The sequence below is a fragment of the Paenibacillus sp. PL91 genome, assembly GCF_012935325.2.
In the GTDB taxonomy this organism is placed as follows: Bacteria; Bacillota; Bacilli; order Paenibacillales; family Paenibacillaceae; genus Pristimantibacillus.
Genome location: NZ_JABBYG020000006.1, coordinates 99,644 through 121,115, shown reverse-complemented (window position 1 = coordinate 121,115; position 21,472 = coordinate 99,644). Strand labels below are relative to the sequence as shown.

At 48.5% G+C, this 21,472-nt stretch carries 22 protein-coding genes and 1 pseudogene; 8 read left to right on the top strand and 15 right to left on the bottom strand.

From position 1 onward, the window contains the following. Positions 1 to 152 precede the first annotated feature (152 nt). From HI950_RS15850 to HI950_RS15830, 5 genes are all read right to left on the bottom strand, one after another. Positions 153 to 1,415 (bottom strand): RNA polymerase sigma factor, encoded by a 1,263-nt coding sequence (locus HI950_RS15850; protein WP_317618382.1) that lies wholly within the window; start codon positions 1,413 to 1,415, stop codon positions 153 to 155. Further along, a complete protein-coding gene (locus HI950_RS15845) occupies positions 1,412 to 1,837 on the bottom strand; it encodes a YciI family protein (RefSeq protein ID WP_169085762.1) in 426 nt (141 codons plus the stop codon). The genes HI950_RS15850 and HI950_RS15845 overlap by 4 nt, the downstream gene beginning before the upstream one ends. Positions 1,838 to 2,241: 404 nt before the next feature. Beyond that, positions 2,242 to 2,637 (bottom strand): ankyrin repeat domain-containing protein, encoded by a 396-nt coding sequence (locus HI950_RS15840; protein ID WP_169085760.1) that lies wholly within the window; start codon positions 2,635 to 2,637, stop codon positions 2,242 to 2,244. A 25-nt stretch (positions 2,638 to 2,662) separates the two neighbouring features. Further along, positions 2,663 to 3,517 (bottom strand): ankyrin repeat domain-containing protein, encoded by an 855-nt coding sequence (locus HI950_RS15835; protein ID WP_169085758.1) that lies wholly within the window; start codon positions 3,515 to 3,517, stop codon positions 2,663 to 2,665. Positions 3,518 to 3,749: 232 nt separating this feature from the next. Beyond that, positions 3,750 to 4,985: an MFS transporter gene (locus tag HI950_RS15830; protein ID WP_169085756.1), complete on the bottom strand. Its 1,236-nt coding sequence runs from the start codon at positions 4,983 to 4,985 to the stop codon at positions 3,750 to 3,752. Between the two features lie 1,088 nt (positions 4,986 to 6,073). Between HI950_RS15830 and deoC the strand changes: the two genes are divergently transcribed. From deoC to HI950_RS15795, 7 genes are all read left to right on the top strand, one after another. Beyond that, positions 6,074 to 6,742 carry a deoxyribose-phosphate aldolase gene (deoC, locus tag HI950_RS15825; RefSeq protein ID WP_169085754.1) on the top strand — a complete coding sequence of 223 codons (669 nt, stop codon included), beginning with the start codon at positions 6,074 to 6,076 and terminating at the stop codon, positions 6,740 to 6,742. 51 nt (positions 6,743 to 6,793) lie between these two features. Beyond that, positions 6,794 to 7,189, top strand: a complete 396-nt coding sequence (locus HI950_RS15820) for a cytidine deaminase (RefSeq protein ID WP_169085752.1) — start codon at positions 6,794 to 6,796, stop codon at positions 7,187 to 7,189. Between the two features lie 74 nt (positions 7,190 to 7,263). Then, entirely contained in the window at positions 7,264 to 8,442 is a 1,179-nt protein-coding gene (locus tag HI950_RS15815; RefSeq protein WP_169085750.1) for a NupC/NupG family nucleoside CNT transporter, read from the top strand. Between the two features lie 22 nt (positions 8,443 to 8,464). Continuing rightward, positions 8,465 to 9,646: a phosphopentomutase gene (gene deoB / locus HI950_RS15810; protein ID WP_169085748.1), complete on the top strand. Its 1,182-nt coding sequence runs from the start codon at positions 8,465 to 8,467 to the stop codon at positions 9,644 to 9,646. A gap of 21 nt (positions 9,647 to 9,667) precedes the next feature. Continuing rightward, on the top strand, positions 9,668 to 10,375 hold the full coding sequence (gene deoD, locus HI950_RS15805; RefSeq protein WP_169085746.1) for a purine-nucleoside phosphorylase: 708 nt from the start codon (positions 9,668 to 9,670) through the stop codon (positions 10,373 to 10,375). Positions 10,376 to 10,404: 29 nt separating this feature from the next. Continuing rightward, positions 10,405 to 11,706, top strand: coding sequence for a pyrimidine-nucleoside phosphorylase (locus tag HI950_RS15800; RefSeq protein WP_169085744.1), 1,302 nt, complete (start codon positions 10,405 to 10,407; stop codon positions 11,704 to 11,706). A gap of 19 nt (positions 11,707 to 11,725) precedes the next feature. Next, complete coding sequence (locus HI950_RS15795) at positions 11,726 to 12,064, top strand: hypothetical protein (protein WP_169085742.1); 339 nt, start codon at positions 11,726 to 11,728, stop codon at positions 12,062 to 12,064. Positions 12,065 to 12,246: 182 nt separating this feature from the next. Here the strand turns inward: HI950_RS15795 and HI950_RS15790 are convergent. The 4 genes and pseudogenes from HI950_RS15790 to HI950_RS15775 form a co-directional block, all read right to left on the bottom strand. Further along, positions 12,247 to 12,396 (bottom strand): annotated as a pseudogene (locus HI950_RS15790) (helix-turn-helix transcriptional regulator); the annotation flags it as partial. Between the two features lie 14 nt (positions 12,397 to 12,410). Beyond that, positions 12,411 to 13,451 carry a DUF1835 domain-containing protein gene (locus HI950_RS15785; protein WP_169085740.1) on the bottom strand — a complete coding sequence of 347 codons (1,041 nt, stop codon included), beginning with the start codon at positions 13,449 to 13,451 and terminating at the stop codon, positions 12,411 to 12,413. Between the two features lie 44 nt (positions 13,452 to 13,495). Then, positions 13,496 to 14,584 carry a threonine aldolase family protein gene (locus HI950_RS15780; protein WP_169085738.1) on the bottom strand — a complete coding sequence of 363 codons (1,089 nt, stop codon included), beginning with the start codon at positions 14,582 to 14,584 and terminating at the stop codon, positions 13,496 to 13,498. Positions 14,585 to 14,611: 27 nt separating this feature from the next. Then, complete coding sequence (locus HI950_RS15775; RefSeq protein WP_169085736.1) at positions 14,612 to 15,049, bottom strand: Lrp/AsnC family transcriptional regulator; 438 nt, start codon at positions 15,047 to 15,049, stop codon at positions 14,612 to 14,614. A 154-nt stretch (positions 15,050 to 15,203) separates the two neighbouring features. On the opposite strand from HI950_RS15775, the gene HI950_RS15770 reads away from it, so the two are divergent. Further along, positions 15,204 to 15,851: a YitT family protein gene (locus HI950_RS15770; protein ID WP_191296887.1), complete on the top strand. Its 648-nt coding sequence runs from the start codon at positions 15,204 to 15,206 to the stop codon at positions 15,849 to 15,851. A 148-nt stretch (positions 15,852 to 15,999) separates the two neighbouring features. On the opposite strand, the gene HI950_RS15765 is transcribed toward HI950_RS15770, so the two are convergent. The 6 genes from HI950_RS15765 to HI950_RS15740 all read right to left on the bottom strand — a co-directional run bounded on the left by HI950_RS15765 (position 16,000) and on the right by HI950_RS15740 (position 21,439). After that, positions 16,000 to 16,377, bottom strand: a complete 378-nt coding sequence (locus HI950_RS15765; protein WP_169085734.1) for a hypothetical protein — start codon at positions 16,375 to 16,377, stop codon at positions 16,000 to 16,002. A gap of 113 nt (positions 16,378 to 16,490) precedes the next feature. Further along, the gene (locus tag HI950_RS15760; protein WP_187768103.1) at positions 16,491 to 16,802 is read right to left on the bottom strand and encodes a hypothetical protein; all 312 of its coding nucleotides are present in this window, start codon (positions 16,800 to 16,802) and stop codon (positions 16,491 to 16,493) included. A 150-nt stretch (positions 16,803 to 16,952) separates the two neighbouring features. Next, the gene (locus HI950_RS15755; RefSeq protein WP_169085729.1) at positions 16,953 to 18,227 is read right to left on the bottom strand and encodes an alpha-L-fucosidase; all 1,275 of its coding nucleotides are present in this window, start codon (positions 18,225 to 18,227) and stop codon (positions 16,953 to 16,955) included. A 36-nt stretch (positions 18,228 to 18,263) separates the two neighbouring features. After that, on the bottom strand, positions 18,264 to 19,226 hold the full coding sequence (locus HI950_RS15750; protein WP_169085727.1) for an ROK family protein: 963 nt from the start codon (positions 19,224 to 19,226) through the stop codon (positions 18,264 to 18,266). Positions 19,227 to 19,253: 27 nt separating this feature from the next. Then, the gene (locus HI950_RS15745; protein ID WP_169085725.1) at positions 19,254 to 19,946 is read right to left on the bottom strand and encodes a copper homeostasis protein CutC; all 693 of its coding nucleotides are present in this window, start codon (positions 19,944 to 19,946) and stop codon (positions 19,254 to 19,256) included. Between the two features lie 26 nt (positions 19,947 to 19,972). Beyond that, positions 19,973 to 21,439, bottom strand: coding sequence for a leucyl aminopeptidase family protein (locus HI950_RS15740; RefSeq protein ID WP_169085723.1), 1,467 nt, complete (start codon positions 21,437 to 21,439; stop codon positions 19,973 to 19,975). Positions 21,440 to 21,472: the final 33 nt, after the last annotated feature.

The window sequence follows — 21,472 nt, the reverse complement described above, 5'->3', positions numbered from 1 at the left end:
GAGTCTGGGCTGCTTGCAACCCGCCTCTACCTACACGACGAACGGGAGGCACCATAATCGACATGGCGTTTCATCTATTTTAATAACGCTTAAAAAAAGAAATCCGTCTGTGCCTGGCACTGTCTCTGCGTTACCTTTTTTCATGATGAATGTTAGCACCCTTTTGAAGCGCATTCCGCGGCGCGCTTGTGCAGAAGCTCGCGCTCGCGCGTGTTGCGCGTAAGCGAGGCGGCTCGCTCGAACTCGATGCGAGCTTCTTCCATACGATCCAATTTGACCAGAAGATCACCGCGTACGCTCGGCAAAAGGTGGTACTCCTTTAACGATGGCTCAGAGGTTAGCTCGTCTACAATTTGAAGGCCAAATGCCGGACCGAAAGCCATGGCGATAGCCACAGCTCGGTTTAATTCTACGATAGGCGAAGGCATTACGCGTGACAAAGCTTCATAAAGGGCGGCAATACGCGCCCAGTCGGTCTCGGATGCGGTACGAGCCTGCGCATGGCACGCGGAAATCGCAGCTTGAAGCGCATATGGCCCAAGCGGGCGACCGAGATTTCTCGCACGCTCGAGAGCGGCCATGCCGCGACGGATCAGCAGCTGATCCCATAACGCGCGATTTTGGTCCATGAGAAGGATAGGCTCACCTGTTGCATTTACCCTTGTTTTAAACCTGGACGACTGAATTTCCATCAGGGCAACCAAGCCGTGAACCTCCGGCTCTCCAGCTGCGATTTCCGCCAGAATGCGTCCTAGTCTTAGCGCCTCCTGGCAAAGCAGCGGACGTATCCAGCTGCCGCCGGAAGTCGCGGTATAGCCCTCGTTAAACATTAAATAGATGACTTCGAGCACGGTCGACAGGCGTTCTTTAAGCTCCTCACCTACGGGAACCTCAAAGCCAACCCGAGACGCGCTAAGCGTACGCTTCGCCCGAACGATCCGCTGTGCGATAGTGGACTCTCCGACGAGAAACGCGTGTGCAATTTCATCGGTCGTAAGCCCCCCGAGCAGACGCAGCGTCAAGGCGACCCGCGCCTCCTTGGACAAGACGGGGTGACAGGTAGTAAAAATCAATCGGAGCAGGTCATCGCCAACCTCTCCATCCATCGACATGTCCATATCATCTTCAGAGTACAGGGCGTTTCCTCGCCCAAACTCCTCATACTTCTGGTCACGCAGCTTGCTTCTGCGCAGCAGATCAATCGCCCGGCGCTTTGCCGTCGTCATCAGCCAAGCGCCGGGATTGTCCGGAATGCCGATATTCGGCCACCGTTCCAATGCAATGACAAGCGCATCCTGGGCAAGATCTTCCGCGAGACCAACATCACGTACCATCCTCGCCAGCCCGGCGATCAGCTTAGCCGATTCGATACGCCAGATGGCGTCGATTGTACGCTGAACCGAGGAGTCGTTCACGATTTTTTAAGCCTATCCATCTGATCGCGAAGCACGGCCAGCGTTTCCGGGTTCTGTGTCAGCTCTGGCGCATCGATCACCTGACGGAGCTCGATTTGCCCTTCGCCATTTCCGTGGGGATCTGGCATGCGCATCGCCCACTCGATCGCTTCTTCTCTTGATTTGACCTCAATAAGGGTGTAGCCGGCTATGATTTCTTTTGCCTCGGTAAAAGGTCCGTCAATGACTTTCGGTTTGCCGCCTGGCTCCGGATACGATATCCGGATTCCAGTTGAGCTTGCATGGAGACCATCGGCAGCGAGCAGGACGCCGGCCTTAGCCAATTCTTCGTTGTACCGCAGCATCGCTTCGAGAAGCTCCTGACTAGGCATAACCCCCGCCTCGGAATCCTTCGTCCCTTTTACAACCATCATAAATCGCATATCTATTTCCCTCCTGGGTTCATAATGGAGACCCGATTATTCGTTCTCATCGAACCGTTAATCTCGCTCCTACGTAAACGACGAATCGCAAAGTTAGAAATCGACATAACGCTTTGAAAAAAAATGATCATTTCTTCACGTCACTCGCCTCACACACAGCTCAAGTATTGTTTCGTCATTTACAACGTTAATTCCTGTACAAGCCGGAAGCGGTATTTTTAGGACTAACCGATGCGAACGATACCTTTATCGTTATTGAGTGGCTTTGCTGGGTGCCTAATCTATTGTTCGTAGAGCTTCTCCTCGGCAGAAAGAAGCCTGGAAACCGTAAGCCGCATGCCAGAAAAAAAGACCATCCCGTACCGATATATCGGCGTGAGATGGCTTTTTGGCAATGATAAAGATTATAAATACTCATTCAGCAAATCGAGAACCTGCGCCGCCTCTTCCCCGCCCTGCTGAGCGTGAACGACTAATGGAATTCCGTGCGCACCTCTTGCATTTACAAGATTAGCGTTATCAGCAAGCATAGCTCGGACAATATCAATCTTCCCTAACATCGCCGCCGCAAATAAATCGAGGCGCGCCCCATTTTCGATAAGAAACTGAGCGATGTCCCTTCTTCCCATATGAGCGGCCGCACCGATAGCTGTTTCCCAATCTCCGCCGCCCCAATCCCATGCTGCATTGACGAGCCCAGGCTCTTGCAGGAGAAGCTCTTTAACACGATCCAGGTCACCATGTGCATTGCCGACAAAATCTCTTACTAATTCGGGTTGGATGGCCAGCTTGTTCTCCATTGAAATTTCTCCTTTGATTGTTTTTTTATTGCAAAAGAACAGCTGACGCTTGATGCCCCTTTGACTTAGCTAATTCGTAGGGCGTTTCTCCCGCATCGTTGGCAGCTGTTCGATCTGCTCCTGCCAGTAGCAACATATTGATCATCGAGACTCGGCCAAAATGTCCAGCTACATGAAGGGGAGTAAAGCCAAGTCGCCACTTCCCTTCACACTTCACGTTCACATCGGCTCCATGTTGGATCAGCAGCTTCACGATATGCTCAAAATTTCCGGCTATAGCGGCATGGATGGCCATATTGTTCAGGTTCCCATCCTTGCTTCTGGCGTCTATGTCCGCACCCTTGTCCAATAGGAACTTCACCGTTTCTTCGTTGCCAAAATGAGCGGCTAAGCCTAAAGGAGTAAAGCCATCGCTGCTGTAGCTTTCGAGCCATTCAGGTGAATCTGCCAGCAAGTCCTTTATGCGCTGCGTATTGCCAACTGCTGCCGCCTCAAAAATAGTGAGCTCCGCGCCGTTATTCAAAAGCAATTCCTTAATCTCTTTTGAGCGGTAATAGGCCGCCATCAAAACAGCCGTTTCTCCGCTAGCGTTGCTTGCATTAACAAGCGTCGAATCCTTGTTGATCAGCTCTGCCACCTTGTCTAGATTGTTCAGCTTTACAGCATCAATCATTTCATTTCGCAATTGCTGAACGTTATCTGCAAGCGATTTGGCTTTTTGGAGCAGCTCCTCGGATGCTTGTATGCCTACGTTTATCAAATGCGTGACTGCCCTTGAACGGTTCGACTCAAGACCAGAATCAACAAGCACGTCTACTGCCTTCAAAGTAATATCATCTAACCGAATGGATATAACAACGCTCTGTTTCTTGTTAGACATAAGTGTGTGTTCTCCCGTTGTTGTTATTGTAATTTTTATTACAATATTACAATATCCTATTCCATCCAAAATTTCCACTACTGTTTTATCCGCTTACATTCGAGTTGAAATCAGGCATAAAAAAGCAGAGCACTTGAGGTTATTCCTCACCATGCTCTGCTTTTAAAACGGCTTTATGATTTTTTCTATCCAATGTCTCCACAATGAGACTGTTTCTTGCGGCTCTTGTATTCTACTTACTTATTGCCGGTTTAGCGTCAAAGGCAACACCGGCTGGGACCGGGCCATGCTTCGTGAACATAAACAAGATTCCGCCGATCAGCAGCAGCACGCCTGACAAATAAAAGCCAAACTCGATATTGCCCATAGCGTCTGCCAGATAACCTGTTAGGTATGGCGCAAATATCGACGAGAGCATGCCAGCAAAGTTAAAGAAGCTGAATGCTCTTGAATACATATGGGACGGCGTAATTTCCGCGATGAACGAGATTAGAATCGGATCAAGCGCCAATTTGCCGACGAGGCCATAAATGACCAAACCTACAATCATGAGCGAATAATTCTCCGCATACGGAATGACGAACTGGCAGATAGAGCCCAGCAGGACAAGCAGCAAAATGAGCGGCTTTTTGTTTTTCATTTTATCAGACAAATATCCAAACAATATCGCTCCCGGAATGGATGCCCATGGGACGAGTGATGAAATGATACCTGTTTGTGAGCCTTCTAAGCCGCGTACGCTTTGCAAATAATAAGGCAGCCATGTCAGCATTCCAAAAAATCCGTAAAGCGAGCAAAAGATAAGGATGTATGTAAAAATATGATTTCTTGTAAACAGAACTTTCATGCTGCCCCGCTCGCCCTTGACCCTAGCGGCTTGACGCTGTTCTTTGCTGCGGTCGTCTTTCACGAATACACCAATTAAAATAGCTACCACGATTGTCAAAAAACCGAATAAATAAAATGAAAACTGCCAACTTTTTTCTAATGTATAGGTAAAGTAACTGGAGGCGATAAAGCCAAGGGAAATGCCGATAGCCATACCGCTGTTAATAAATGCGGAAGATAATCCTCGGTATTTTGGAGGAATCGAGCCTGATGTGATGCCATATACAGGGCCGTAATACGTCCCTTCTCCTAATCCTGTGAATGCTCTCAGAGCTAGAAAAATAATAAAACCTGGAGCAAATCCACTCAAAATCGTCCCCACTCCGAACAACACATATCCGATAACTAATATTTTCACCCTGCCGAATCGGTCGGCTAAAATACCAGCGGGAATTTGCATAGCTGCATACGTGATGAAGAATACAGTAGACATTAATCCAAGCTGTGTTTTGGATAGTCCCCATTCATCTCCAATGACTCCCATAACAGGAGAAAGAATGTTACGATCCGCATACATGAAGGTCCAGCCAAGCGCGAATAAAACAATAAGCAGAATAGGATTGTTCGTTTTTTTGTTCATCTTGTTACCTCCGCCTTTCTCGTGTTATGTTATTTAACAATAAAAAAAGTGTGATTGATCTGAAAGTCGATTAAAGTTGCTAAATACCTTCAATTTGGATCATTTTAGCAGCTTGAATCGAACGAATTGTAATGAAAACACCTTTAATGTTAACTTATTTAACATGATGAAAATATATCACGTTATATAACCTAACGTCAATTTATATTTTTACAAATCGTAAGGATAATTCGAGATTAGATGCTATTTCGAATGAATTATCGACTCACACCGGATAAATTAACAAAAAATGTGATAAACAACTTTCAGAATGACAACAATTAGCTTGCTCTGCTTTCAAACCGTCGGAGCCATCGATCATTCATCCGTTTTAAATAAAAAAACAGAGCATCGGAGGTTACCCCTCACCATGCTCTGTTTTCGAAATAAAGATATCGTTATACCATACTCCCTCAACTCTTAATCTACTGTAACTTGGGCCACGCAGCCTTCAGCTGGATGCCGATATTAAGATCTCTAGGCGAGCGTATACTGCGACAACGTTATTTTCAAACGACCTCATAAACCATCCGTCTCAAACCGCAGCTATTGAACAGAAATAACTGGAAAGCCTCCATCTAATCACCTGAAAAACAGGACCTCAGATCATTTAACAGGAAAATCTCCCGTTAATACGTACACTTTCACCCCATATCGATAAACATTAGAAAATAAACGGGAGAAAATCCTTCTAATTGATCGTTTTCTCCAAAACCGCTACATATAACGGGAGTTTTTCCAGTTAAGTCTGCTGCCGAAAGAAACAGCTATCACCTACCGCGCTCTGCGGGCAGTTTTTCGTGTATATGTGCAACTACCTGATCTCTTCCTCCTCATTTAAGCACGCGCTTCCCTCGAAACGGGCCTCTCTTCTATCCCCTGCATCAAATTATCGCTCATTCTGTCTTGCCCTTTACAGCAGACTTTTTTATCTACTCTAGACAAAATTAGGTTTGAACATTTGTTCATCAACTGGTTTACATATGTTCAACCTCATGATATTATAGTCATGCATTTGAGGATTCGTATAAGGGGAAGGTGAACTGGCTATGTTAAATTTGTCCGGAATGATAGATCATACGCTTTTGCGCGCCGATGCAACAAAAGCGGAGATTACAAAATTAACGGAAGAAGCGAAAAAATATAGTTTTGCTTCCGTTTGCGTCAACCCAACTTGGGTCGCTTATTCAGCTGAACAGTTGGCAGGCAGCACGGTTAAGGTTTGTACCGTAATCGGATTTCCACTAGGAGCGTCTACTACTGAGACGAAAGCCTTTGAAGCCAAGCATGCGATTGCAGGCGGAGCGACTGAGGTTGATATGGTCATTAACATAGGGGCTTTAAAAGAAGGCAATGATCAATTGGTCGAAAAAGATATCCAAGCCGTTGTTGAAGCTGCAGCAGGTAAGGCGCTGGTGAAAGTAATCATCGAAGCGTCACTTCTTACGGATGATGAAAAGGTTCGAGCTTGCCAGCTATCAGCTCGAGCAGGAGCGGATTTCGTAAAAACTTCAACTGGCTTCTCCACCGGCGGAGCAACTGCCGAGGATGTAGCGCTTATGCGCAAAACGGTTGGGGACAAGCTTGGCGTCAAAGCTTCCGGCGGCATTCGCAGTCTTGCCGATATGGAAAAAATGATCGCTGCAGGCGCATCCAGAATCGGCGCAAGCTCGGGCGTAAAGATTATGGAAGGCGAGCAATCGACCTCTTCTTACTAAATTAAATGGTGCTGCTCCCAAACGGAGCAGCTTTTCCGGGGGATTGAAAAGATGAAGGAGCAATTGATTAAAGAAGCGATTGATGCACGCAAGCATGCTCATATTCCCTACTCGCATTTTGCTGTTGGCGCGGCTTTGCTGACAAGCAGCAAACGCATTTACAAGGGCTGCAACATCGAGAACGCTTCGTTTGGGTTAACGAATTGCGCAGAACGGACAGCTATTTTCAAAGCGGTATCCGAAGGCGATCACATTATTGAGGCCATCGCCGTCGCAGCCGATACGGAAGGACCGATTTCACCGTGCGGCGCATGTCGGCAGGTTTTAGCGGAATTTTGTGATGAAAATACGAAAATTTACTTAACGAATCTTCATGGCAATACCGAAGAATGGACGATATCACAGCTCCTTCCGGGTGCTTTTCAAGCCACTGATATGGGAAAGTAAGCGGTGTCTTAGTTGAAAGCGCTTTATAGTAATGCTGCATCAAGTACTAGACTAACTTACTAGGAGAATGAACAATGAAATATTTAATCGCTATATTGGGCTTGCTTGTTGTTCTTGGTCTTTCTTACGTTGCCAGCAATAATAAAAAGAACATCCGGTATAAGCCATTGCTCATCATGGTTGCGCTTCAAGTGATTTTAGCCTTTGCGTTATTAAACACCGTCGTTGGCGAAGTTTTAATTAGAGGCTTCTCCGGCATGTTCGAAAAATTGCTCGGATTTGCCCACACGGGAATCGACTTTGTATTTGGCGGCCTTCTAAATGAAGGGCAATTCTCGTTCTTTTTCAGCGCGCTGCTGCCGATCGTTTTTATTTCAGCTCTCATCGGCATTTTGCAATATGTGAAGGTGCTGCCCTTTATCATCAAATATATCGGTCTGGTCTTGAGCAAAATAAACGGAATGGGAAAATTGGAATCCTATAATGCGGTAGCTTCTGCTATTTTGGGACAATCCGAGGTATTCATATCGGTCAAAAAACAGATCGGCTTGCTGCCGAAGCATCGGCTGTATACGTTATGCGCCTCAGCGATGTCCACGGTATCGATGTCGATTGTCGGCTCATACATGACCATACTCGAGCCTAAATACGTCGTAACGGCGCTTGTCCTTAATTTGTTTGGCGGATTTATCATTGCCTCCATTCTCAACCCGTATAAGATTGAAGCCGAGGACGATATTTTACAGGTGCAGGAAGAAGAAAAACAATCGTTTTTTGAAGTGCTCGGTGAATATATTTTAGACGGCTTCAAGGTCGCTATCATCGTCGCCGCGATGCTGATTGGTTTTATCGCGTTGATCGCTCTGATTAATGGACTTTTCAGCGGTATATTCGGCATTTCGTTCCAGGCCATTTTGGGCTATATCTTTGCTCCATTCGCTTTTATTATGGGCGTTCCTTGGAAAGACGCCGTCGATGCAGGAAGCATTATGGCGACGAAAATGGTATCCAACGAGTTCGTAGCTATGCTGGAGCTTGCGAAATATCCTAATCTATCCGCACGCGCTGTCGGTATCGTATCCGTGTTCCTTGTTTCTTTCGCCAACTTCTCATCGATCGGCATTATCGCCGGCGCTGTAAAAGGGCTTCATGAAAAGCAAGGCAACGTGGTTGCTCGTTTCGGCTTGAAATTGCTGTACGGGGCTACTTTGGTTAGCGTCTTGTCTGCCATCATAGCAGGACTGTTTATTTAATAACGAAAGGAGTCTAATACGTATGCATACCTATCAAAGGATTCATCTCATTGTTCTGGACTCGGTAGGCATTGGCGAGTCGCCTGATGCTGCAAGCTTCGGAGACTTCGATGTGGATACGCTCGGTCATATTGCCAAGGAGTGCGGTGGGCTGAACATGCCGAATATGGCTGTGCTTGGATTATCCAACATCAAGGAAATAGCAGGGATTCCGGTCGCCGGCCAGCCGCTTGCTTATTATACGAAGATGCAAGAGGCGTCGAACGGCAAAGATACGATGACCGGGCATTGGGAGATCATGGGGCTCCATATCGCGGTACCCTTCCGCGTATTCGCAGACGGTTTTCCGACGGAATTAATTGAACGGATTGAAGCCAAAACAGGGCGCAAAGTGATTGGCAACAAACCGGCCAGCGGCACGGAAATTATTGACGAGCTTGGCGAAGAGCATATGCGAACAGGCGCATTGATCGTTTACACGTCTGCGGATTCCGTTTTGCAAATCGCCGCCCATGAGAATGTGGTACCATTGAAGGAGCTCTATGAAATTTGCGAGTTTTGCCGAGAAATCACCTTGGAGGATCCGTACATGCTGGGGAGAATTATCGCTCGCCCCTTTGTTGGTGAGCCAGGTCATTTTAAACGGACATCCAATCGTCATGACTACGCCTTGAAGCCATTTGGCTCTACGGTGATGAATGAACTAAAAAATGCCAGCTTCGATGTCATTGCTCTCGGAAAAATTTCCGATATATATGATGGAGAGGGCGTGACCAAGACCATTCGCACCGTATCCAATGCAGACGGAATGGATCAGCTTATTGCCGTTCTCGATGAACCGTTTACGGGTATTAGCTTCTTGAACCTCGTCGACTTTGATGCGTTATACGGACATCGCCGCGATCCTAAAGGGTACGGACAAGCATTAGAGGAATATGACGCTCGTTTGCCAGAGGTGTTCGCCAAAATGACCGATCAGGATCTGCTTATCATTACTGCGGATCATGGCAATGATCCAACCTATCACGGAACGGATCACACTCGCGAATATGTGCCTTTATTAGTATACTCTCCACGTTTTGAGCAAGGCGGGCACGCCCTTCCATTAAGGGAAACCTTTGCGGATATTGGGGCGACTATTGCAGAAAATTTCGGAGTGACGAGGCCCGCGCATGGCACTAGCTTTTTAGCAGTATTAAAATAACAAAGTTGAAGGAGAATGACGATGAGTGTTCATATTGGAGCCGAGCAAGGCCAAATTGCGGAAACGATTTTATTACCGGGAGATCCACTGAGAGCCAAGTATATCGCGGATACGTATTTGGAGGATGTCATCTGCTATAACGAGGTCAGAGGTATGCTGGGCTTTACAGGAACTTACAAAGGTCAGCGCATATCCGTGCAAGGAACAGGCATGGGCGTCCCTTCTATCAGTATTTATGTCAACGAATTGATACGCGATTATGGCGTAAAAAACTTGGTGCGCGTAGGCACTTGCGGCGCTATGCAAGAAAGCGTGCGCGTGCGTGAAGTCATTTTGGCGCAAGCGGCTTGTACGGATTCCAGCGTCAACCGCCATGTGTTTGGCGGCTACGATTTCTCGCCGATTGGCAGCTTCTCTTTGCTAAAGGCTGCTTACGAGCGTGGTATCGCTAAGGGATTAAAGCTGCATGTGGGCAATATTTTCTGCTCCGATTCCTTCTATCGGGACGACAAAGCTATTGTGCAAAAGCTGATGGATCACGGCGTCCTAGGCGTGGAAATGGAAACAACCGCGCTTTATACGCTGGCTGCTAAATACGGCGTCAACGCATTAACGATTTTGACGGTGAGCGATCACCTGCTGACTGGTGAGGAAACTACGTCCGCAGAGCGTCAAAGCACCTTTAACGATATGATGGAAGTCGCACTCGAAACCGTTATTTCTATATAAAAAGCGATACAAAGCGAGGAGAGAAACAGATGAGAATGGTTGATTTGATTGAGAAAAAACGTGACGGCGAAGAGCTGACGACAGAAGAAATCAACTTTGTTATTGAAGGCTATACGAAGGATGAAATTCCGGACTATCAGGTTAGCGCCCTGGCTATGGCAATCTTCTTCAAGGATATGACCGAGCGCGAGCGCGCCGATTTGACGATGGCGATCGTGAATTCCGGCGATACGATCGACCTGTCGGCGATTGAAGGCGTGAAGGTAGACAAGCACTCCACAGGCGGAGTTGGCGATACGACCACGCTGGTGCTCGCTCCTTTAGTAGCTGCGCTCGATATCCCGGTTGCCAAAATGTCAGGCCGCGGCCTTGGACATACTGGCGGTACAATCGATAAGCTGGAAGCCATCGCAGGATTCCATGTAGAGATCGAAAAGGATGAATTCGTGCAATTGGTGAATAAGGATAAAATTGCGGTTATCGGCCAGTCCGGCAATCTAACGCCAGCGGACAAGAAGCTGTATGCCCTGCGCGATGTTACGGCAACGGTCAACTCGATCCCGCTTATTGCCAGCTCGATTATGAGCAAGAAGATTGCTGCCGGCTCGGATGCTATTGTGCTCGACGTGAAGACTGGCGCCGGCGCGTTTATGAAAACCGTAGACGATGCCAAAGAGCTTGCGCATGCGATGGTAAGCATCGGCAATAACGTCGGCCGCAAGACGATGGCCGTTATCTCGGATATGAGCCAGCCGCTCGGCTTTGCTATCGGCAACGCCTTGGAAGTGAAGGAAGCTATCGATACGCTGCAAGGAAAAGGGCCTAAGGATTTGGAGGAGCTTTGTCTTGCGCTAGGCAGCCAAATGGTCTTTCTGGCGAATAAAGCCAGCTCACTGGAAGAAGCCGAGGAGCTGCTGAAGGAAGTTATCCGCAATGGCAAAGCGCTCGATAAATTCAAAGCCTTTATCGCCAATCAAGGCGGCGACCCTTCTGTCGTAGATCATCCTGAAAAGCTGCCGCAAGCCCCTTATCTCATTGAAGTGCCTGCCAAAGAGGATGGCGTCGTTACGGAGATTGTTGCGGATGAGATCGGCACAGCGGCTATGCTGCTGGGAGCTGGACGGGCGACTAAGGAATCGGAAATTGATCTAGCTGTAGGACTTATGCTGAATAAGAAAATCGGCGATACGGTCAAAGCGGGAGAATCACTCGTTACGATTCATGCGAATCGCGAAAATGTGGACGATGTGCTGAAGATCATTTACGAGAATATTCGCATCGGCAGCGAGGTAACGCCTCCGGTACTCGTCTACGGTATTGTGACGGAGTAGGCTCAAAGGAGATAAACAAATGTTTTATGCGATTGTCATTTTGTTTTTGGGGTATCTCCTTATTAACGGCGTGTTCGCCTTTCAGACAAAATTTATCGGCGCTTCATTAGGAGAAACCTTGAAGTATCAAGCGTATATGATCCCCATCTTATTTCTTGCCAATGTACTGCTGGGATTGGGCTTCAAATATGGCTATAAATATTTAGGCAGCAATACGCTGGTCGTCTCCAGCTCTAAATTTCTTGATATTACAGCCTTGCTTGTCGTTTCCTTCTTCGTCCTCTCGGAAGTGCCAAGCTGGAAAACGTTTGTAGGCTTGGGCTTGGTTGTGGCCGGCATTATTGTGGCTAAGCTTTAGGAACAGCAGATCCCCTTTGGGCAGAATGTGAAAAGGGAGTTTATTCTCGAATGAACTCCCTTTCCACTTTTGACCTAATGGGGATTTTTATTGTTCAGGATGGTACAAACGCTTAAACGTTAAGATATTCATCTGTTAGACGCTGCCAGGATATCGAGCACCCGCCGCAACGCCTTTCGGCGAGATAGCAGCGCCACTTCCTCACGTCGTAGTCCCGGCGTTCTTCGTTGTCCATACGAGGAGGCAAAGCCTGCCTGTTCCGGCTGAAGCCGATTTCTGCGTGATTTCAGAAATTCGCCCAACGTTTTTGATCTGCTGTTTTCATTAGCCATTACGTCACCTCTTTTCAGTCCACGCTGCTTCTTACGCTGTAATAGCGCATAGCGCGCGGGACTCCCTTGATTTTGAGACGGCCGCTATAAATCAATTCCCGAATTCGGTATTCAAAATAGTCGTCACCCACATACTGATCGCAGTATCCTAACGCTTCGCCAATCACGCGAGCAGCTTTGATGAAGTCCCGATTTCCTCTTCCGCTATGCAGTTTTTCAACGGTCTCCATCAGATAGGAATCGAAATAATCTTGGCTAACAGGAAGAACTCGCTCGTCTTTGCAAATGCGCAGTACCTCCGGCTGCTCGGCAAGCTTCAGCCATTCTGTCTCTAATGCCGCTCTTGAATCGCCGCTTATCGGCATACTCTCGCTTCTGTCACGGAGGACAGCCTGCAGCTTGTCTGGCGTTATTTCTCCAGCATGCGTATACTCTATCGTCAGGTTTGGTCTATTAAACAGCCTGCTGCAAGCCTCCGTTGCAGATAGGATAAATACCTGGTTCAAACTTTTTCTTAATAAGTATACAGCATAACGTAATCCTACCTGCTCGTGGGCATTCATGCTGCTCCATATCGTTATGGTTGCTTGAGGCGGAATGAGCGAGATTTGCCTTATCAAGCTCTGATGCATTTCTTCGTTGTCATCCTCATCGTCTCTACCGTTAATATGGTCGAAGAACCATTCCTGCCTTTTCGTTCGTCCTTCCTCTTCGTGCAGCTGCCATATAGGTCCGATTGAGTAGCGGTCGCGAAAAGTGATTACCTTATCGGTATCCTCCCTCCCGAGCTTCTTGATCGCTGCTTTCAAGCTTCCCGCAAACGAATCGCCAAAAGCGATATGCACTTGATTGCAGTCCTCGTCAGGTTCCCATTGCTGCTGTTTATTTGGCGTTATAACGAACTGGTAGATCTCCAATAAATCCTTATACAAATTTTCTATTGGATAAGCATCATTTTCCACAGAATCGGCCTTGAGCATTATTTGCATGATTAATGATTGGATTTCCCGTTCAGATAAACCGTTGATCGCATGACGCAATTCCGATATTTTCATTGCATATCCTCTCTCTCCAGTCGCATCCGCTGAAGCAGCTCGTCCTACCTTTGCAGCTTCCGGTCCAGCAAACGAAAAGCTTCTATAACAGACTCTTTGGGAGCCAAGCCATACCGATCGCCATGGTTAACCTCAAAATACGAGCCTTCATCGCCTTTATCACGTACTGACTGCGTCAAGCCGATGCCTGTTTCATTAGCGATTGCGATAAGAATCGGTTCAAGCTGCTCCTTCTTTACCGTAGTGTGCACATGAAACATATTGGATACAGGCACTTCCGGGATAGTCTTCATCGCGTGGCACCCGTTATATAATTCAGCAAGCTCCTTTGCTTCCCTGTAATACTTCTCCATATGCGGCAGCCGCCGCTCCATATAATAATCTGCGGCAATAATATAGGGATACAGGCTGATTAAATCTCCGCCATGACGTCTCTTCCAAATCTTCGATTCTTCCGTAAAATGGCGCTCTCCGGCCAAGACAGCTCCAGCAATACCGCCAATTCCTTTATAGAACGAAATATACACGCTGTCGAAGAGCGAGCAAACCTCTTTAGCGGACTTTCGATAATAGGGAAGAATCTCAAACAGCCTTGCCCCATCAAGATGAAGCTTAATTCCTCTTTCCCGGCAAAACGCCGACATCGCTTCAAGCTCCGCGTATTCCGGCAATTGCCCGCCAATTTCCCTCTGCGGCAGCTCGAGCAGTAAGCAGGCGATGTCTTCCTTCAGTCCGAGCAGATCCTTAAGAAGAACAGGCCTCTCTTCATCTGCCAGCAATATCGGTTCAAGATGATGCAGTTCTTTCATTCCGTCTTTTTCATGAATTTCCAGATGGCTTAACGGATGATAGCCTACCTTCTTAATCCCTTTCTCATCGCACCAAATCCGGAGCGCAATTTGCTGAGCCATTGTGCCGCTGGGGAAGAAGACAGCCGTTTCTTTGCCTAGCAGGCGCGCCATTCGCACCTCAAAATTTTCGATCAGCTCCCCCTTGCCGTACATATCGCTATCCTGCTCATCATCCCATTGTGCCAGCGCTTCCTTCAGCACCTGTACGTTCCGCCTTCCATGACCGATTAAGGGATAGCTGGCTTTTTTATAAGCTTCCATTAGTGTCATTGCTTGTTCCATATAGTACATCCTCTCTTTATCTGTCGTTTATTCCTTCGGCAGCATCGTCCGGTTCATCACCGGAGAAGACAAAATAACCGAGGTGTTGACATTGCCGAATGGCATTAGCCGCTCTACGAGCTCGCTCAGCGCATCCATCCCCGTTACCGCCGCCTTCAAAATATAGCTGACTGTTCCCGTTACCCGGTGGCATTCGATAATTTCATCGTCATTCATGATGCGCTTCTCGAATTCCATCGGGAATACTTTCAATTCGCTCATTTGAATGATCAGCTGTATGTTTCTCCCGACTGCGGCCGGCGATACGCGAGCGCCAAATCCCGTAATGACCCCTCTCTCCTGCAGACGCAGCAAACGCTCCGAAATACTGGGACGGCTCAAAGCCAGTCGCTTGGACAGCTCGCTCACCGTCATTCGCCCATCCTCCTGCAGCAATCGTAGAAGCGTTCGATCCAATTGATCCATCCTCGAAAAGCCTCCCTTCATTTTGCAGAAAAAACACTGTCATTTCATTCAATGTTACCTAATTTCACATCAATTTCATTCCGTTTATTATATATACGATTCGCGCTATTTTGTATCCTTATATTAACAAACTTAAGCAGGCGGTGCATGCGATATGATTCGGAAGTCAGACATCAAAGTGAAGGAAAACATCAACAAATGGCTCCATTTTGCAATAGGCTGCTTCGTTACTGCCGGCGGATTGATCATCCTAAAGCATTCCCATATCGTTACCGGAGGAACAGCGGGCCTCTCTTTAAGCTTATCGCCCTTGCTGCATGTCCAATTCCACTATTTATTCGCCCTGCTCAACCTTCCGTTTTTTGTTTTCTCTTACTTTTACATGGGCAAATCCTTTACCATCAAAACCATTCTAGCTATCGCGCTTCTCTCTTTAATAAGCGCCATGGATAACATATTGCCTTCCTTTATGATCCCATCTCTGGTTGGAGCTATCGTCGGAGGAGCCTTTGTCGGCGCCGGCCTCACCGCCTTGTTCCGTAACGGCGCTTCGCTCGGCGGCGCAACGATACTTGCCATTTACTTGCACAAAAAACATGGAATCAATCCCGGCATGACCAACTTCGTTTTTGACCTCCTGGTTGTCCTCACCAGCCTATCCGTATTACCGCTTACGAGCGGGTTGTTCTCTGCTCTATCGATTGCCGTTACATCAGGCGTCTTGTCGTTCTATAAAAGAAGGAAAACGAGCGCTGAGCAAGACAAAGCGGAGGTCCTGCCAAATGTCACGTCGTCAGCATGAATGAACATCCGGGTTTTGTTTTCATTTATGGCATAAAAAAGAGCAAAGGGGGGCGTGTCCTCCTTTGCTTTGTCTAGTTAATCGCTGTGCGGTCATCAAGTGCGTCATTTACACTTGTCACGCTTGAAGCCGAACACCCTTACTGAAATTAAAAACAAATAGACTTTCTGCAGCTTGATCTTTTTTTCTTTTTCTTTTTTTTGCCGAGCCCAACTTCAATCGCAATGATAGAGGAAATGCTAATATAGTTGACGGAGCCTTTAACATTGATTACCACACTATCGTCAACTATACCTAAATACACGCCCGAACGTACTTTTCCGCCAAAAAAAATGCGAATATTCGTAGAACCTACGCCCAGCTTGAGCAGCATGCTAAGAACACGGTTGTTTTTGTCGCAGCTTTGTTCCTTTGAGCCATTATTGCCATGACTGCGGCTCTCTGTTTTTTTGCCTCCTTGACTCTGGTTCCCTGATTTCCCATGGCTTCGCTTCCCAGAGCTTTTGCATCCCCCTCTGTTTGTCATACCTACCATCTCCCTTATATTAAGAATTACTATTATTGTATGGAGAATGATAGATTTCGGTGTGTATTTTTCGCTAGATTACTAGATTAAATACAATCGGCATAGCGCCCACGTTAGCTTATCCCCGTAGCTGTAGCTTTGGTCACTCGCCATTGGCTATCCGCGTATTCTACAACAACTTCTGTACCGATGCCGCCCTTGGCGGATTTATAAACAAATCCCCTAACGACGACTTTATTGTCAGTGGCTTCTGTGCTCTTCACTTTAAGCAGCACCCCTTTAATAGAATGCGCCTCACCCACTCGCCCTTCTTGTTCCAATTGCTCTAAAGTGGTATCCAATACGTCAACGCCATACTTTTTAAAATCGTTCACAATGCCCTCTTTATCTTCTGCAGAAATGCCCTCTAAGTTGTTTAACTCCAAGGCGAGATACTTCATATGATGAGTAAGTCCGCCACCAAGCGGCAGGCTCCTCTCGTTTTGGGGTTGGTCTTAAATACACGTCTATTGGCACATAAAAAAAGAGCTGTAACTGAAGTCTTAGACCTTCAGTTACAGCCCTTTATTCGGCAATCAGAATAGCTCGAGTTCAATAACCGTATCCATCTCATCAGGCAGCTCTGCGCCCTTCAGTGTAATGAATGCTCCGCCTTCAATATCGGAATATTCCTCGGCCATCCACGGCACCTCGATCTTAAGCTCCGTACCATCTCGCAGCAGTCTTGCCCTCTTGATTTTCCCCTTCAAGCCTTGGAAATAGATTGGGCCAATCCCTCTGTCATAGACATGAGCGTACAGCCTGTTGCCCCTTTGCGTGTAACGGCCCCACTCCGGCTTCGGCAGCGTCGAATGACCGCAGCCGTAAATGCTGTCTCCATTCAAGCGCATCCATTCGCCGACCTCGCTTAATACGACAAGCGACTCGCGTGTCATTTCGCCTTTGGCATCGGGTCCTACATTAAGCAGCAGATTGCCATTCTTGCTGATGCATTCCACCATGGTTCGGATAACTTGCTTAGTCGACTTATAGTTTTTGTCATCTGAGCAGTAACCCCAGTTATCGTTAAGCGTAATGCATGCTTCCCAAGGAATAGACTCTCCATTCACGTCAACGATGCCGCCTGGCGGTATGATTTGCTCCGGTGAGAAGAAGTCACCCGCATATTCCTCCGGCTCGGCCGCTCGAATGTTGCCGCCCAAGCGATTGTCGATAATAATATCCGGTTGAATCGAGCGAATCATCCGTACAAGCTCTGTCGCTTTCCATTTCTCTCCAGTCATATTGTCGTAAGAGAAGTCGAACCACATGATGTCGATTTTGCCGTAATTGGTAAGCAGCTCCTTCACTTGACCATGCATGTACGAGAGGTATCGATCAAAGTCAATCGGCTTGTCTTTCGCCGCTTCGTTGCTGCGGTCGGGATGCGCCTTATCCCCGTAACCCGGATAATCGCCATGATCCCAGTCGATAATGGAGTAGTACAATCCGACGGCGATTCCCTCAGCCCGGAAAGCATCCACATATTCACGAACGAGGTCGCGTCCAGCCGGCGTGTTGGTCGCCTTGAAGTCCGTTAGCTGGCTGTCGAATAAGCAGAATCCGTCATGATGCTTGGTCGTCAGCACAGCGTACTTCTGTCCAGCTGCCTTAGCTGCTTTAGCCCATGCCTTCGGATCATAGCGAGAGGCGTCAAATTCATCGAAATAGGTCATATAATGCTCTTTGCTCATCCGCTCGTTGCCGCGAACCCATTCACCTCTGGCCGGAATCGAATAAAGTCCCCAGTGAATAAACAAACCGAATCTGTCCCGCAAAAACCATTCCGTTCTTTCTTCTCTCGTTCCCATCCTTGAATCCCTCCGTTTATAAAATGGATGATAACTTCATGCTCCTGCTTCGAATGTATGAAATAATGCCGCGGCGCCAATCAGACCGACATCGTCTTTTAGGCCGGCAGGCATGATGCTGTAAGTCCCTCTGTACGGTGCCATCACAAGCTCTTCTGTCTTCTTCCGCAGCGCTGGGAACAGTAATTCTCCCGCTTTGCTTACGCCTCCGCCGATCACGATACGATCGGGATTAAACGTATGAACCGCATTAGCCAAACCTTGCGCCATATAATGAATCGTCCGGTCAATGACTTCGACAGCTACCGGATCGTTTAATTTCATGGCTTGAAATACATGCTGAGACGTCACTTTATCCCCGCTTGCGCTTGCCAGCTCGGATATGAGCGAGGATCTGTTCTCCATGTACTTCAGCGCCGTATCGCGAATTGCCGTACCAGAAGCAAACACTTCCCAGCAGCCGTATCTTCCGCAGCTGCATACCGGACCGCTAGGATCGATCATATTGTGACCCAGCTCCCCCGCGAAGGAATGTGTGCCTAGCAGCAGTTTGCCGTCCATGACGATTCCCGCTCCAATACCTGTACTGAAGGTGACGTAAACCATATTTTCGGCACCTTTGCCTGCGCCTCTTACATACTCGCCCCAGGCTGCAGCATTAGCGTCATTAACTACTTGCACCTGCGTGCCAAGCGCCGCTTCCATCCATCTCTTCAACGGGACGTTGTTCCACTCCGGGAGGTTAGTGCCGTTAATAACGATACCTTCCCGGCTGTTGACCGCTCCGGGAGAGGCTAATCCGACGCCGATTAACGGCCGTCCTTCGGCAACTGAGCGAATCATTCCGCTCATCCGCCGGACTACCTCCTCGGCCGTTCGCGCGCCGGCAGTCTCTATCTGCTCTCTATTCAATAGCGTGCCGTTCGAGTCGAACAGCGCCGCTGCAATCTTTGTTCCTCCTAAGTCGATTCCGACTACGTAGCTTTCAACCTTATGCATGGCCAATCACCTTTTCACTTTCTAGTATCAATCGACGCAGCGCAGGCTCTCAGCCAATGCCCGCAAGACAGCCGGATCAATTGGAGACAGCGAGTCATTGCCGATACGGACAGCCGAGCCAAAATGCACTTCCGTCACTCCCGTCTGCTCGATAAACGCCTGAATGCCTTGCGGCTTCAAGCCGCTGCCAGCCAATATTTTCACCGAACCGCCTTGCGATTCCTGGACCAGTCCGCGCATAGCCGGAATAGCCTCCATCGCCGGACCGGGTCCGGCAGAGGTAAGCACTCGTTTAATTTGCGGGTAGTGGCTCAGCGTCCGCAAACCGGCAATTTGGTCCTCCAGCTCGTCAAACGCGCGGTGGAATGTCACTTGCAAGCCATTCGTTAATGGCAGCAAGGTTTCCAGAGCCCGCTCGTCGATGCGGCCTTCCGAAGTCAATGCCCCAACAACAATACCCGCCGCACCACTCTCTGCGATCGCTCTCGTCTCCGCTGCCATTGTCAAAATATCGTTATCTGAATATACGAATGAGCGGCTATGCGGACGAACCATCACAAAGACAGGGATGCTCACCGCTTTTGCAACCTGCTGAATTAATCCGATTCCCGGCGTTAAGCCGCCTTCCGTAATGGCAGTAATCAGCTCAAGACGGTCTGCGCCGTTTGCCTCTGCCGTCAAAGCATCCTCTATACAAGTAGCGATGACTTCCAAAATCATAACGAAGCCCCCTCTCCATCCATTTTTTATCGTTGTTCCTGCTTCATCGCATAGTCCGCAAGAAGCCGTGCCCCATATCCGGTCGCGCCTGCTTCTGAATAGCTCATATCCTGCTTGTATTGAACCGTACCCGCCATATCGATATGAATCCATTTCATCGATTCCGCTACGAATCGGCGAATAAAGAGCGCTGCTGTAATGGCACCTGCAAACGGAGAGGTGCTGACATTGCGCAGGTCGGCATAATGGCTCTTAAGATCCGCTTCGTATTCATCCATAAGCGGCATCGGCCATAGCCTCTCCCCATTGCGCTCGCCAATCTCGACGAGACTTCGCGTCATGTCTGCATCGCCCCAAATGCCGGCAATGCCAAGACCTAGCGCAGCCCCAACATTCCCAGTCAATGTTGCAATATCAATGGCTTCTGCTGCGCCGATATTCGCTGCATGTATCAATGCATCTGCGAGAATGAGCCTGCCCTCGCCATCGGTATTCGCGACCTGAACCGTCAACCCGTTCGGATAACGAATGACCGACGACGGCAAAATCGCCTCCGCATCCGGCACATTGTCAACGACCGGGATCAGCGCCGTCACATTCACTTTAGCCCGCTTCCGAAGCAGAATGTCCATCGCGCCAATGACTGCGGCCGCGCCGCCCATATCCATGCGGGCATCGCTAATATCGCTGGCTGTCTTCACGTTCATGCCGCCCATATCGAACGTAACGCCCTTGCCAACCAAAGCCAGCATCGGCAGCTCCGGATTTCCCTCGTAGCGGATTTCAACGAGCGCTGGCTCATGCTTGCTTCCTGCGCCTACTGCGATCAAGCCATTCATCTGAAGATCGACAAGCTCCTGTCCTCGGTACACATGAACCTTAACAGAGCTAGCATCACGGTCGAAGTAATCCGCCATCCATTGTGTGAAGGTAGCTGGATTCAGCGTATCCGGCGATTCATTCACCCGGTCCCTCGCAAGCATTGCGCCCTCGGCACGGATTCTCCCATTCTCAAGTACAGCGGCTGGTTCTGCCGCTTTCAGCTCCGGCCAATCCTTCGCTTGCAGCCATAAATCAACCGTATCGTTTATCTTCGTTGCATCCCTATAAGCTTGGAAACGATATAAGCCGAGAAGCCAGCCTTCTGTCCACGCTTGCAGCCAATCGGCGGCAGCGATTTCGCTATCGTCGCGGGCTGCACCTGTTTCGGCACTACCCGCCACGCGGACAAGCGAAGCGCTGCTTCTGCCTTCACGCTGCACCATACGAGCAGCTGATCCGCCTGCCCGGCGAATCTTTTCAAGCGTCAAATCGCGGCGCTTGCCCATTCCTACCGCAAGCGCGTCCTGCTCTTCTTCCGCTCGGCTGTACAACCATGTCACGCTGCCGCTGCGTTTATGTGCTTCCCCCAGCTTGAGGGGGAAGACCTCCTCTTCATAAGCCAGATAGACGAGAATATCCGCCGAATCGGCGGAATCGATTACAATATTCATCGCTTTCCCTTCTTTGCCTTAAAGTATCTAGAT

Excerpts from the sequence above, each read along its gene's own strand:
- HI950_RS15845 (WP_169085762.1), bottom strand. The coding sequence starts at position 1,837 with ATGCGATTTATGATGGTTGTAAAAGGGACGAAGGATTCCGAGGCGGGG.
- HI950_RS15840 (WP_169085760.1), bottom strand. The coding sequence starts at position 2,637 with ATGGAGAACAAGCTGGCCATCCAACCCGAATTAGTAAGAGATTTTGTC.
- HI950_RS15835 (WP_169085758.1), bottom strand. The coding sequence starts at position 3,517 with ATGTCTAACAAGAAACAGAGCGTTGTTATATCCATTCGGTTAGATGAT.
- HI950_RS15830 (WP_169085756.1), bottom strand. The coding sequence starts at position 4,985 with ATGAACAAAAAAACGAACAATCCTATTCTGCTTATTGTTTTATTCGCG.
- deoC (WP_169085754.1), top strand. The coding sequence starts at position 6,074 with ATGTTAAATTTGTCCGGAATGATAGATCATACGCTTTTGCGCGCCGAT.
- HI950_RS15820 (WP_169085752.1), top strand. The coding sequence starts at position 6,794 with ATGAAGGAGCAATTGATTAAAGAAGCGATTGATGCACGCAAGCATGCT.
- HI950_RS15815 (WP_169085750.1), top strand. The coding sequence starts at position 7,264 with ATGAAATATTTAATCGCTATATTGGGCTTGCTTGTTGTTCTTGGTCTT.
- deoB (WP_169085748.1), top strand. The coding sequence starts at position 8,465 with ATGCATACCTATCAAAGGATTCATCTCATTGTTCTGGACTCGGTAGGC.
- deoD (WP_169085746.1), top strand. The coding sequence starts at position 9,668 with ATGAGTGTTCATATTGGAGCCGAGCAAGGCCAAATTGCGGAAACGATT.
- HI950_RS15800 (WP_169085744.1), top strand. The coding sequence starts at position 10,405 with ATGAGAATGGTTGATTTGATTGAGAAAAAACGTGACGGCGAAGAGCTG.
- HI950_RS15795 (WP_169085742.1), top strand. The coding sequence starts at position 11,726 with ATGTTTTATGCGATTGTCATTTTGTTTTTGGGGTATCTCCTTATTAAC.
- HI950_RS15785 (WP_169085740.1), bottom strand. The coding sequence starts at position 13,451 with ATGAAAATATCGGAATTGCGTCATGCGATCAACGGTTTATCTGAACGG.
- HI950_RS15780 (WP_169085738.1), bottom strand. The coding sequence starts at position 14,584 with ATGGAACAAGCAATGACACTAATGGAAGCTTATAAAAAAGCCAGCTAT.
- HI950_RS15775 (WP_169085736.1), bottom strand. The coding sequence starts at position 15,049 with ATGGATCAATTGGATCGAACGCTTCTACGATTGCTGCAGGAGGATGGG.
- HI950_RS15770 (WP_191296887.1), top strand. The coding sequence starts at position 15,204 with ATGATTCGGAAGTCAGACATCAAAGTGAAGGAAAACATCAACAAATGG.
- HI950_RS15765 (WP_169085734.1), bottom strand. The coding sequence starts at position 16,377 with ATGACAAACAGAGGGGGATGCAAAAGCTCTGGGAAGCGAAGCCATGGG.
- HI950_RS15755 (WP_169085729.1), bottom strand. The coding sequence starts at position 18,227 with ATGGGAACGAGAGAAGAAAGAACGGAATGGTTTTTGCGGGACAGATTC.
- HI950_RS15750 (WP_169085727.1), bottom strand. The coding sequence starts at position 19,226 with ATGCATAAGGTTGAAAGCTACGTAGTCGGAATCGACTTAGGAGGAACA.
- HI950_RS15745 (WP_169085725.1), bottom strand. The coding sequence starts at position 19,946 with ATGATTTTGGAAGTCATCGCTACTTGTATAGAGGATGCTTTGACGGCA.
- HI950_RS15740 (WP_169085723.1), bottom strand. The coding sequence starts at position 21,439 with ATGAATATTGTAATCGATTCCGCCGATTCGGCGGATATTCTCGTCTAT.